The organism is Paraburkholderia sp. GAS42 (assembly GCF_050436565.1).
GTDB lineage: Bacteria > Pseudomonadota > Gammaproteobacteria > Burkholderiales > Burkholderiaceae > Paraburkholderia.
This window is the reverse complement of record NZ_JBNDML010000014.1, coordinates 179,361-191,718: the sequence shown is the minus strand read 5'-3', so window position 1 is coordinate 191,718 and position 12,358 is coordinate 179,361. Positions and strand designations below refer to the sequence as shown.

Sequence of the window (12,358 nt, the reverse complement as noted above, 5' to 3'; positions counted from 1 at the left end):
GCCCAGTATCCCGCACCAGAAGCAGGAACGCCCGCAACTTTCGTTGCGGGCGTTTCGTTTGCTTCAAGACAACGGCCACGCACTGGACGCGATCGAACGGCTTTCGATCAGCTTTCGACCACGTCCAGATAGTCTTCCGGACGCGTACGGTCTTCAGCCCGCGCCATGCCAAGCGAGCGCACCAGAACGCTCACGACAACCGCCACCACCAGGTTCACGATCAGCGACCACACCGCCGCATAACCCGGAATCGCGAAACCGAACAGGTGGATCGTGAAGATCGAGCTGGCCAGCTTCAGCGAAATCGCCATCCACGTGCCCGTTGCGATGCCGACTGCCCAGCCGATCAGCAGGCCACGGTAGTCGAGCACACGCGTGTACAGACCGAGTACGATCGCCGGCAGCGTCTGGATGATCCAGATCCCGCCGAGCAGTTGCAGCTGGATGGCATACGTGAGCGGCAGACCGAGAATGAACGCCACCGCGCCGACCTTGACGATCAGCGACACGAGCTTGGCGATGTTCGTCTCCTGCTCGTGCGTCATGTTACGGTTCACGAACTCCTTGTGGATGTTCCGCGTGTACAGGTTCGCAGCCGCGATCGACATGATCGCCGCCGGCACCAGCGCGCCGATGCCGATCGCCGCAAACGCGACGCCGACGAACCATGACGGGAAGAAGTGCAGGAACAGCGCCGGCACCGCGAAGTTCGGGCCGAACGCCTTGAAGTACGGCGCGAATTCCGGCATGTCCTTCACGCCAGCAGCCAGCGCCATGAAGCCGAGCAGCGCGAGCAGACCGAGCACCAGCGAGTAAGCCGGCAGCATCGCCATGTTGCGGCGGATCGTGTTACCCGACTTCGACGACAGTACGGCCGTGATCGAGTGCGGATACAGAAACAGCGCGAGCGCCGAGCCGACCGCCAGCGTCGCATACGCGCTGTAGCCGTTCAAGCTGGCTGCATCCGGCGCCTTCAGCAGCAGCTTCGCAGGCGGCACGACCGAGAAGATGTGCCCGAAGCCGCCCAGCTGCGGCGGGATGATGATCACGGCTGCAGCGATCGTGACGTAGATCAGCACGTCCTTGACGACCGCGATCATCGCCGGCGCGCGCAGGCCGGACGTGTACGTGTACGCCGCCAGAATCGCGAAGGCGATGATCAGCGGCAGATCGCCGATGAAGCCCGTCGTATCGAACCCGAGCGCGCCGATCACCACTTCGATACCGACCAGCTGCAGCGCGATGTACGGCATCGTCGCGACGATACCGGTCACAGCAATCGCGAGCGCGAGCATGCGGCTGCCGTAACGTGCGCTGACGAAATCGGCGGACGTGACGTAGCCGTGACGCTTCGCGATGCTCCACAGCTTCGGGAACACGACGAACGCGAACGGATAGATCAGGATCGTGTACGGCAGCGCGAAGAAACCGGTCGCGCCTGCACCGAACACGAGCGCGGGCACGGCTATGAACGTGTACGCGGTGTACAGGTCGCCACCCAGCAGGAACCACGTGACGATCGTGCCGAAGCGGCGGCCACCGAGACCCCACTCTTCCAGATGGGCGAGATCGCCGCGCCGCCAGTGGGCCGCCACAAAGCCAAGAATCGTGACGCCGATAAAGAACAGGACGAAGACAAAGGTTGCGGTAGCGTTCATCGCGCGCCTCCTTGCGAACCGTTGCCCGTCGGGCGCTTTTTGGTCTTGAAGTACACGATCGCGGTGATGACGGCGCTGATCAGCACCCACATCAGCTGGTACCAGTAGAAGAACGGGAAGTCGAACAGTTGCGGCTCGACCTTGTTGTAGGACGGCACCCAGACCATCGCGATCCAGGGCAGCAGCAGCAGCCACAACCAGCGTTTGCTGGCCTTGTTGGCGTCGGCGTCGTGAGCCATGACGTCTCCTCTTTACTTTTATTGAATTGTCCGCCTGCGTCGACGGATACCGGCCCCGCAGGCGGATAGCCGACGGGCACCCCGAAAGCTTCGAAAGAGTATAGGAGCCGCGAACGTGCGGTCAAGCGGGGTTCTTCCCATGCCCACAAGGCTTGTCAAGCGAAAAAAACTCAGGTTTGACATGCCGATGGGCGACAGAGCGTCGCGCCAGCGTCATCGAATCAATAGAAAAAGGCCGCGACGGCATGTCTGCCGTTCGCGGCCTTCGGTGTGACTGTGGCTGCGGCACGCGCCCGAAGGCACGTGCGCGCCGGGTCAGATCGAGAACGAGCCGGACGTCTGTCCAGTCGACTCCTGCAAGCCCTTGAGCCACTTGCGCGCGGGCAGCGCGAGCGTCTCTTCGATCAGCTTCGCGCGCTTTTGCAGCGTGGCGAACGGCACGTCGATGGCCGGACCTGAGAACGCAATCGCGACACGGTTGCCGTCGTGTACTTCCGGCAGCGCGAACACGCGGCCGTCGAAGGCTTCGTTCAGACGCTTCATGTTGCGCACGAAGCTCGGATGATCGCCGAACAGGTTGATCGTGACCACACCTGCATCGGTCAGACACGCACGCACTGCGCGATAGAACGCGACGCTGTCGAGCACCGGGCCGCGCGCGGTCGCGTCATAGACGTCGATCTGCAACGCGCCGATCGTGCCGTGATTCGCGCGATCGTTGACGAAGTCCCATGCATCGGTTTCGTGCACGCTCAGACGGGCATCGTCGTGCGGGAGTTCGAACATCGTCCGTGCTGCGACGACGACGGCCGGGTTCAGTTCGACCGCCTCGACCTTCGCGCGCTTCAGGAAGCGATGCGCGAACTTGGTCAGCGCAGCGGCGCCAAGGCCAAGCTGGACGATGCGCTTCGGCGTTTCGAGGAACAGCAGCCAGGCCATCATCTGCTGCGCGTATTCGAGTTCGATGTGATGCGGCTTCTTCAGGCGCATCGCGCCCTGCACCCACTCGGTGCCGAAGTGCAGATAGCGCACGCCACCTTCTTCCGAAAACGTGACCGGCGCGAAACGCGGCTTGCGCGGCGCCTCGATGAGGGGCGCGTCGTCGAGGTCTTCGTCGCGGTTCCTGCCGGACGCGCGATTTTTCACGCGCGACATTTTCTGCTTCGATGCCACGGAATCAGCCTGTTTGTTGCGGAAAGCACGCGCCTCAGCTGAAGCGCGCTTGATCAGTTTCGTCATGTAAGGATGTCGCGCCAGAGACGCAATTTTTGGTCGAACGAGAGCATAGCATTCGCCGGACTCGACGAAGGCAATACGAGGGTGGTGTAATCCACCCCGGCGATTTTTGTTCAGTTTGACACCCGTGTCGATCACGCAGCATGCTCCTGTCACGCACGCATTGCTTTTCGATGTGCTCTGTTCCGCCGTTACGTCATCGAAGCCTGCCAGCACCGGTTCTGGTCAGGCCCGCTCCACGACAGGGGATCCGCAAGCATGAGCTACATCCATTTGATTGGCGGGGAAAAGGTGGCGTCGGCAAATCGCTCGTCGCCCGCGTATTAGCCCAGTACTTTATCGATCGGAACCTGCCGTTCGTGGGCTTCGACACCGACAGATCGCATGGCGCGCTGCTGCGGTTCTACGCCGACTTTGCCGCTCCGGCCGTGCTGGATCAGCATGACAGCCTCGATCCCATCATGGAATCGGCGATTGAAGATCCACAGCGACGTATTCTGGTCGACCTCGCGGCCCAGACGCAGCAGTCGCTCGCCCGATGGCTCGACGATTCGGACGTGCTGGGCTTTGCCGAAGAGCACGGCCTCACGCTGACCTGGTGGCACGTCATGGACACCGGACGCGATTCGGTCGATCTGCTGCGGCAGTGGCTCGACGAATTCGGCGGACGAATCAAGCTGGTACTGGTCCTGAATGAAGTCCGCGGCGATCGTTTCGAGATTCTGGAGGCGTCCGGCGAACGCGAGCGGGCCGAAGCGCCAGGCGCCAGCGTGATTACGCTGCGCCGCCTGCCCGATACGACCATGCAGAAGATCGACCGGCAGAGCGCGAGCTTCTGGGCTGCCGTCAATCATCCGGATCGCGCCGCCACCGGGCTCGGCTTGCTGGAACGACAGCGCGTCAAGGTATGGCTGCATCGCGCTTATGACGAACTGGACAAGCTCGCCTTGTAGGCGGGTCCCCGAACTGCGCGGGGCGTCGAGATGTCAGGAAATAATCCGTTGCCAGAGAAGCAGTTTCTGTTCGAACGAGAGCATCGCATTCGCCGGGCTCGACGAAGGCAATACAAGCGTTTCATAGCCCGCCGCGCCAATCACTTCGGCAAACCGCCCCGCCGTCTTGCCGTTGAAGCAAACGGTCTTCAGCAACGGAGCATGCTCGCGCAGCGACGCAAAATCATTAGGCTGCGCATTCCGGATCGCGGCATCGAGGCTGCCTTCGCGGTGACACGCGGCCAGCACATCCCAGATGCCGATTCCCTTCGAAAGCACGCGCTTCAGCCGCTCGTCATAAGGCAATTCCTGCAGCGCCGGCACTCCAGTCACCGCGCCCAGAAGTTTCCAGAACTGGTTGCGCGGATGCGCGTAGTACTGCGTCGCCGCGAGCGATGCTTCGCCCGGAAAGCTGCCGAGCACGAGCGTGTGTGTGTCGGCGGCGACCACTGGCGGAAAGCCGCGCAGCATCAGCGATTTCCTTCGCGTGGGGGTCGCGGTGCGGGATGCGTGGAATGAGCAGGATGGGCGCGCGAGGTGGTGTGATCGAGCGGCCGGCCATGCTCTCGCGGATGTGCACGTGGAGGCGTTTCGTGCGCGTGCTCATGCGCACGCGTCCGTTCAGCGAGATGCGTCCACAGCGCGGGCAGCATGCATTCGGTGACCATCAATGGCGCATTGTGTCGCTCGAACACCGAACGACGCGCGACCAGTGCGTGCGGCACGGCACTTTCGATTTCACGCGACGCCAGCCGATGCAGCGGATGTCGCGCGCCCAGGCGCCGGCTCACCAGCGCAGAGCGGGCGACGCTGCTGTCGCTATACAGCAGTTCCGCGAGCGGCCGGGTGCGCAGCCGGCGCATCGCCTGCCACGCGCCGACGCTCGCCGCCAGCGGCGCGATGCTGTGCGCGGCGACAAACGGCGTGCCGTCGACGGAAAGTACGACTTCGCGCACCCAGACCGGCGAACGCGATGGGACACACAACGCGGCATGCTCATCGTCCCACGGACGCGCGACCACTTCACGCGTCACACGAACGGTGACGGCGCCGAGCGTCGCGAGATGCGCGGTCAGCGAACCACCACGTGTAAGCCAGTCTTTCTGATCTGACGAGAAACCAGGCATGGGCGCGACGCGCCAGTGCGCATCGGCGGCATCGAAACGAATAGACATGGGCCGCATTATAAGATGCGCCCCGCTCTACTGCCTGTTCGCTGATATGAGCCGCTAACGTGTCGCAGCGGCAAGTTGCTGCAAACGGGCAATCACGCGTTCGACGACCGGCGACCAGTCGCCCGGCCGCCGCTGACGGAACAGCTCGACAGTGTCGTACTAGGGTTGCATTTCCGCGACGCCCCAGCACCAGTGCGACACGTGGTCCAGCATCGCCAGCACCGGACGTCCGAGCGCACCGCCAAGATGCAGCGGCGCACTGTCGATGGTCACGATGGCGTCGAGCGCGGTAACGTGGGCAGCGAGATCGTCGAAGCCTTCGGTGTAGTGCGCCGTCAGGTCGCGTATCCGTGTGCTGGCGCTGGCGTTGGCGTTAAGGTCCGCGGCGAACGCGGCAACCAGTTCGCCGCCTGTGCCCGGCGTCAGCGGATGGAACACCACATGCGGCAATGCCAGCAGCGGCGCGAGCGCGTCGAGCGGAATCGAACGCTTCGCATCGCGTCGATGCGACGGACTTCCGCGCCAGACCAGACCGACATGCAACGTTCCGGCTTCCCCGCCATGATCCGCGCTGATCCGCTCGCGCCACGCCGCCACTTTGCCGTCGTCCGCGCACAGATACGTATCGCCGCGCACCTGCTCCGGCTGAAGTCCGATCGCATAAGGCACGCTCATCATCGGCAGCGTGTAGTGAGACTGGCTGGGTAAATCGTCTTCGATAGAAACGCAATCGACGTAGTACCGCGAGAACAGCGGCTTGAGCGCGCGACGACACGCCAGCACGAGGCGCCCGCCTTCGTCGCGCACACGCGCCGCCAGCGCGGGCAGAAAACGCACCATCTGGATATCGTCGCCGTTGCCCTGCTCGCTGTGGACAAAGAGCGTCCTGCCCGCGAGCGGCTCGCCGAGCCAGCGCGGCCCGCGTCGCGCTATGACGTTGACGATGTTGTCCGGTGTACGGTCGTCGCGCGCGAGCCGCGCTTCATACCGCGGCCAGGCCGCGCCCCACGCACCGCGACGCAATTCCAGTTCAGCAAGATCGACCGCCGCCATCACCGCATCCGGATCGAGTGCGAGCGCCGCGTGCAGCATGGCTTCGCTTTCGGCATAACGCGCCTGCTCGGCAAGATACAGACCGATCGCCGTGACCACGGCGGCGTTACCCGGCGCGGCACGGTCGACGGCGCGCATCGTGAGTTCAGCCGCGGCCGCTTCGTTGCGCTGCCACTGCGCGTGACTGAGCTGCCAGGCCATTTCGGCGTCGGCGGGATTGCGCGCGAGCGCGTCGCGCGCCACACGCTCCACAGCGTCCCACGCGCGTATCTCGCGGCAGGCGATCGCGAACTGCAATGGCAACTCCGGGTGGATCGCAGGATCGAGCGCGAAAGCGCGCGCCAGCGCCGCATGCCGTTCGACTGTGGCCAGCGCAACGCCGGGCGCCATCGCGAGCGTCTGCGCGAGCCACCATGGCGCACGCGCGTCGTCAGGGAACTGCCGCCCGTACGCGCGCAGCATGTGCGCGGCCGCCGCGTACGCCGCGCATCGGTTGACGAGCCAGATGATCCACTCGACGCTCGCCTTTCGCGGTTGCGTCAGAACCGCGTGCTCGCTATAGCGCTTCGCCGCTGACGCATCGCCGAGCGCTTCAGCGAATAACGCGAGCCGCGCGAAACGCGAGCCCCGATTCACCTCTTGCGGCGCCACGGAAGCGAGGTGATACGCGTCTTCGAAATAGCCCGCGCTCGCGCACAAATCGGCGTGGACAGGGGACGACGCGCCATCGGTGGCCCGTTCGGACGCGCACTGTAGCGCTGCATCGAAGCCCTGTTGTCGCAGGGTCGACCAGACGATGAACACAGACTCGGCGATCGCCGACGAAACCTGCTGGGGCATGGGAAAACGCAGAGGAAAACGCATAGGAAGACGGAACCGTACCGCAACAGATTGATGTGTCGCAGAACACGATCAAAACGACCGCTACTGCCCGGGCACGCCCGACAGGATGGGCTCACGGCAGATTACGACAGCGCAGCTTCCGGCCATCTCACAAACGATTCAGAAAGTGCGCGCCCACAACACCATGCATCGTTACCCATACTGTTTTTCGCGACCGGCATCGCGCGGGTCGCGTCTTTCATTCCAGGTTTAACCAGCAAAAGGGAGCAGAGATTTGACCGTCAATACAAAACACACGTCCGACCGCATCGCGCATCTGGCAGCCGTCGTGCTGGCAAGGCACAGTTCGTCGCACCTGGAAAAGGAACTGGCCGGCTCGGCGCTTGCGCAACACCACACGTCGAAGCAGTCGAGCATCGCAATGGGGCGCCTCGCCGCTCAGGTCCTCGACGACAGACACGCATCCGAAGAAGCAAAGGAACTCGCCGGCTCGGTGCTCGCGCAGGTTCGCCGGTTGAGCGAGGTGAGCCGCGAGCGTTGAGCGACGTACGTCTGCTGTAGCGACTGAGTGACTACGCCCGGCGAAAAAAATGCGCTGCTTCCAGGCTGAAAGCAGCGCATTTTCACTACAGCTATTGAAGCAACAACGACAGCGTGAAGCCTGACCTGTGAAACGTATCAGACGCCTCGCGCCAGCAACAACGCGTTGGTCCGCTTGACGAAGCTCGCCGGATCTTCCAGCGCGCCGCCTTCCGCGAGCAACGCCTGATCGAACAGCAGATGGCACCAGTCATCGAAATTCGTGCTATCCGTATGCAGGTTCTTCACCAGCGCGTGCTCCGGATTCACTTCCAGAATCGGATGTGACGCCGGCGCCTGTTGCCCGGCCGCCTTCAACATGCGCTGCAGATAGCCGCTCATATCGCCGTCATCCGCGACGAGGCACGACGGCGAGTCCGTCAGACGGAACGTCAGACGCACATCTTTCGCCTTGTCCTTCAGCGCTTCTTTCATGCGTTCGACGAGCGGCTTCAGTTCTTCGCCGACCTTTTCCTGCGCCTGCTTTTCTTCATCGTTCAACGCGCCGAGATCGAGATCGCCACGCGCAACACTTTGCAGCGGCTTGCCATCGAATTCGTTCAGGAACGACAGCATCCACTCATCGACTCGATCGGTCAGCAGCAGCACTTCGACGCCCTTCTTGCGGAACACCTCGAGGTGCGGGCTGTGCGTCGCGGCCTGGAACGTATCGGCAGTGACGTAATAAATCTTCGACTGCTCAGGCTTCATGCGCGAAACGTAGTCCGCCAGCGAAACGGTCTGCTCCGGCGAATCGGCATGCGTCGACGCAAAGCGGATCAGCTTCGCGATACGTTCCTTGTTCGCGAAGTCTTCGCCGATGCCTTCCTTCAGCACCTGACCGAATTCCGTCCAGAACGTCGCGTACTTCGCCTTGACGGTTGCGTCTTCCGCGTTCGCCAGATCTTCCAGCATCGACAGCGAACGCTTCGTCACGCCTTCGCGGATTGCCTTCACATCGCGACTTTCCTGCAGGATTTCACGCGACACATTCAGCGGCAGATCAGCCGAATCGACGACGCCCTTCACGAAACGCAGATACGACGGCAGCAACTGCTCGGCGTCGTCCATGATGAAGACGCGCTTCACGTACAGCTTCAGACCGCCGCGATGATCGCGGTTCCACATGTCGAACGGCGCGTGCGAAGGCACGTACAACAGTTGTGTATATTCGCTGCGGCCTTCGACGCGGTTATGCGTCCACGTCAGCGGATCCTGATGATCGTGCGCGAGGTGCTCGTAGAACTGCGTGTACTGCTCGTCCGTGATGTCATTCTTCGAACGCGTCCACAGTGCGCTGGCCTGATTGACCGTTTCGTCTTCGTCCTTCGTGACCATCGCGCTCTTTTCGGCGTCCCACTCTTCCTTCTGCATCAGGATGGGCAGCGCGACGTGATCGGAATACTTCTGGATGATCGACTTGAGCTTGTACGTAGACAGCAGTTCGTCTTCGTCGGCGCGCAGATGCAGCGTGATCGTCGTGCCGCGTTGCGCGCGCCCGATCGAATCCACCGAGAAGTCGCCCTCGCCCGCGCTTTCCCAGCGCACACCTTCGCTTGCCGGCAGACCGGCGCGACGCGTCTCGACTGTAATGCGATCAGCGACGATAAAGCCCGAATAGAAGCCGACGCCGAACTGGCCGATCAGCGCCGCATCTTTCTGCTGGTCGCCTGAGAGCTTGCCGAAGAATTCCTTCGTGCCCGAACGCGCGATCGTGCCGAGGTGCGCGACCGCTTCGTCGCGGCTCATGCCGATGCCGTTGTCGTCGATGGTGACGGTGCGCGCCGCTTTGTCGTACGACACGCGGATGCGCAGGTTCGGATCGTTTTCGTACAGCGCGCTGTTTTCGATGGCTTCGAAGCGCAGCTTGTCGGCGGCATCCGACGCGTTCGAAATCAGTTCGCGAAGGAAGATTTCCTTGTTGCTGTACAGCGAATGAATCATGAGGTGCAGAAGCTGTTTCACTTCTGCCTGAAAGCTCATGGTTTCTTGTGCCATGGTCGGATGTCCTCTCTGGTGCTGGATGGTTCAAAACAGGTGCGGACGCTTCTGCAGCGTGCCATTCGCGGTGCGCTTCGGGCATGGGTCCTGACCGGCGACCCCGCGCGTGCGCCCGCCGTGCGAATTGCCGGAATAAATGGGGCCGCCCGCGAACGTTTCAAGAGGCGCGGCGCGCGACGCTGTCCAGATAGCGGCACAGAAACACAGACAGCGCCGGATCGGTGCAGTTCGCGACGTTAAAGCGCATCCAGGTGGTCGGCGACTGGTTCGGCGAAAACAGGCTCCCGGGGGTCAAGAGGAAGCCTTCCTCGTGGCCGGCTGCCGCGAACACATCGGCGTCGACGCCCGTGTCGGCCCACAGGAACATCCCGGCGCCCGGCGCGAAGAATACCTTCATGCCGGCTTTTTCGAGCATTCGCACGGCCTTGTCGCGCACGCCGTCGAGCCGCGCGCGCAGCCGTTCGACATGCCGCCGGTAATGGCCTTCGGTCAGGATCTTGTACAGTACGCGCTCGTTGAGTTCGGGGCTCGTCATACCGACGAGCATTTTCTGGTCGGTGATCGCGTTCGCCACCGCCGGCGCGCATGCGATGAAGCCGACGCGCAGGTTCGCCGCCAGCGTCTTCGAAAAGCTGCCGAGGTAGATCACGCGCCTGAGCTGATCGAGGCTCGCGACACGCGTCGCTGGATAGCCGGGCGGACAGAGATCGCCGTAGATATCGTCCTCGACGACGATGAAGTCATGCTCCTCAGCGAGACGCAGGATGCGAAACGCCTGCGCGGCGGTGAGCGACGTGCCGGTCGGGTTTTGCAGCACCGAATTGATCACGAGCATTTTCGGATGCCACGTCTTGATCAACTGTTCCAGCGCGTCGAGGTCGGGGCCATCAGGCGTGTACGGCATGCCGACGAGTCGCGCGCCCTGCGAAGCGAAACGCCCGAACATCTGGAACCACGCCGGATCGCCGACGATCACGGCATCGCCCGGCTGAACGTAGATACGTGCGATCAGGTCGATCGCCTGCGTAATGCCCGACACCATCACGATCTGATCCGGCGACGCACCGATTTCCAGCTCTTCGAGCCGCGTCTGCAACTGCTGGCGCAGCGGCAGGAAACCCTGCGGCGTGCCGAAGCCGAGCATCTGCGCCCCGCTTTGCCGGCCGAGCGTGCGCAGCGCGCCGGTGATCAGGTCGCCGTCGAGCCAGCGGCTCGGCAGATAGCCAAGGCCCGGGCCTTTCTCGGGCCGCGTCGACGAATGCAGCATGTTGCGCAGCAGCCAGACCACATCGATCGTGCTCGGCGCGGGCGCCGCTTCGGTCAGCTGGCGGCGCTCGCCCGGCAACTGGCTGATGGAACGCTCACGTACGTAGAAACCCGAACCGCGCCGCGAGTCGAGATATCCCTGCGCGACGAGCCGCTCGTACGCCTCGACCACCGTGAAGCGCGACACGCCCTTGTCGACCGCAAGCGTGCGGATCGACGGCATGCGCATGCCAGGCCGGAACACGCGTTCTTCGATGCGGCGACGCGCCCACTGCACAAGCTGGTCGACGAGCGTCAGCGACGACGCGTCATGAGGTGCGGGAATCAGGTCGAGCGGGACGGACATGGCAGGACTCCAACTGTACAGAACAGTATCGAGGCGATTGTACCGTTACTGTGCCGGTCGCAGACGCTACATTGAGCCCTATAGCGTGCGCTAGAGTGCGGGATTGTTGGCTGATCCCGGGCATGAGAAGCCCGGCGCATGGCCCGGCGGCCGGGCGAACGGTTATGCTAACGACCCCGGTCGCTTTCTCCTTCGCGCTGCTCCGCGGCGCGGGCTGCGCGCCTGCCGTTCGCTGAAAAACTGTCTTTTATCGTCGCCATGACCGCCCAGAAGCTGTATCTCGATCACCTCGTTGTCACCGCCCGCACCCTCGATGAGGGCACGCAATACGTCGCCGATACGCTCGGCGTCGCGCCGGCCGGTGGCGGCGCACATCCGCTGATGCGCACCCACAACCGCCTCCTGAACCTGTGGGGCGGCGTGTATCTGGAAGTGCTCGCGATCGATCCGGAAGCCGACGCTCGCGCCAGCGAAAGCGACACCGCGCCGCGCCCCCGCGTCTTCGCGCTCGACGATCCGTCGACGCATGCGCGGCTGGCGAGCGGCCCGTATCTGTCGCACTGGGTCGCGCGCGTCGAGCGTCCGAAGAATCTGCTGCGCTGGCGCGAGCAGTATCCCGAGCGGATCGCGCCGGTCGTGCCGATGTCGCGCGGCGACTTCACATGGGGCTTGACCGTGCCGGACGACGGCGCGTTTCCCGCATGGCAAGGCGCAGGCGATGGTGTCGTGCCTTCGCTGATCCAGTGGGACACGGCGTTGCATCCGTCAGCGGTTTTGCCGGAACCGGAAGTCGCGCTCAAGTCGCTGAAGGGTTTTCATCCGCAAGCGAACATCGTTCGCACGCAGCTGGAGTGGCTCGGCGCTGCCCACCTGATTACGCTGGACACCACGTCGGACGGTGCGTCCCTCGTGGCCGAAATGGAAACACCCGCCGGACTTCGCACGCTCAAATAGCGTTAGCCGGCCCGAC

10 protein-coding genes and 2 pseudogenes are annotated in these 12,358 nt (G+C 63.3%); 3 read left to right on the top strand and 9 right to left on the bottom strand.

Annotated elements, in window-relative coordinates; all coding sequences use genetic code 11:
- Window positions 1-107: 107 nt before the first annotated feature.
- The 4 genes and pseudogenes from mctP to P3T16_RS21385 form a co-directional block, all read right to left on the bottom strand.
- A complete protein-coding gene (mctP, locus tag P3T16_RS21400; protein ID WP_429257910.1) occupies window positions 108-1,658 on the bottom strand; it encodes a monocarboxylate uptake permease MctP in 1,551 nt (516 codons plus the stop codon).
- Entirely contained in the window at window positions 1,655-1,897 is a 243-nt protein-coding gene (locus tag P3T16_RS21395) for a DUF3311 domain-containing protein (protein ID WP_429257909.1), read from the bottom strand. The genes mctP and P3T16_RS21395 overlap by 4 nt, the downstream gene beginning before the upstream one ends.
- A gap of 315 nt (window positions 1,898-2,212) precedes the next feature.
- The gene (locus P3T16_RS21390) at window positions 2,213-3,136 is read right to left on the bottom strand and encodes a spermidine synthase (protein WP_429343747.1); all 924 of its coding nucleotides are present in this window, start codon (window positions 3,134-3,136) and stop codon (window positions 2,213-2,215) included.
- Window positions 3,133-3,240: pseudogene (locus P3T16_RS21385) on the bottom strand (DNA-deoxyinosine glycosylase); the annotation flags it as partial. The pseudogene P3T16_RS21385 and the gene P3T16_RS21390, both read right to left, overlap by 4 nt.
- A gap of 151 nt (window positions 3,241-3,391) precedes the next feature.
- Between P3T16_RS21385 and P3T16_RS21380 the strand changes: the two are divergent.
- A pseudogene (locus P3T16_RS21380) lies at window positions 3,392-4,086 on the top strand (mobilization protein).
- Window positions 4,087-4,119: 33 nt separating this feature from the next.
- Here P3T16_RS21380 and P3T16_RS21375 read toward each other — a convergent pair.
- The 3 genes from P3T16_RS21375 to P3T16_RS21365 all read right to left on the bottom strand — a co-directional run bounded on the left by P3T16_RS21375 (window position 4,120) and on the right by P3T16_RS21365 (window position 7,193).
- The gene (locus P3T16_RS21375) at window positions 4,120-4,596 is read right to left on the bottom strand and encodes a DNA-deoxyinosine glycosylase (protein ID WP_429343746.1); all 477 of its coding nucleotides are present in this window, start codon (window positions 4,594-4,596) and stop codon (window positions 4,120-4,122) included.
- Window positions 4,596-5,300 (bottom strand): chorismate--pyruvate lyase family protein, encoded by a 705-nt coding sequence (locus P3T16_RS21370; RefSeq protein ID WP_429343745.1) that lies wholly within the window; start codon window positions 5,298-5,300, stop codon window positions 4,596-4,598. Before P3T16_RS21370 ends, P3T16_RS21375 begins: the two co-directional genes overlap by 1 nt.
- Window positions 5,301-5,459: 159 nt before the next feature.
- Window positions 5,460-7,193, bottom strand: coding sequence for a hypothetical protein (locus tag P3T16_RS21365; RefSeq protein ID WP_429343744.1), 1,734 nt, complete (start codon window positions 7,191-7,193; stop codon window positions 5,460-5,462).
- Window positions 7,194-7,470: 277 nt separating this feature from the next.
- On the opposite strand from P3T16_RS21365, the gene P3T16_RS21360 reads away from it, so the two are divergent.
- Entirely contained in the window at window positions 7,471-7,737 is a 267-nt protein-coding gene (locus P3T16_RS21360; protein ID WP_429257902.1) for a hypothetical protein, read from the top strand.
- 137 nt (window positions 7,738-7,874) lie between these two features.
- On the opposite strand, the gene htpG is transcribed toward P3T16_RS21360, so the two are convergent.
- On the bottom strand, window positions 7,875-9,773 hold the full coding sequence (gene htpG, locus P3T16_RS21355; protein WP_429343743.1) for a molecular chaperone HtpG: 1,899 nt from the start codon (window positions 9,771-9,773) through the stop codon (window positions 7,875-7,877).
- Between the two features lie 160 nt (window positions 9,774-9,933).
- A complete protein-coding gene (locus tag P3T16_RS21350; RefSeq protein ID WP_429257900.1) occupies window positions 9,934-11,388 on the bottom strand; it encodes a PLP-dependent aminotransferase family protein in 1,455 nt (484 codons plus the stop codon).
- A 258-nt stretch (window positions 11,389-11,646) separates the two neighbouring features.
- On the opposite strand from P3T16_RS21350, the gene P3T16_RS21345 reads away from it, so the two are divergent.
- A complete protein-coding gene (locus tag P3T16_RS21345) occupies window positions 11,647-12,342 on the top strand; it encodes a VOC family protein (RefSeq protein WP_429343742.1) in 696 nt (231 codons plus the stop codon).
- Window positions 12,343-12,358 lie beyond the last annotated feature (16 nt).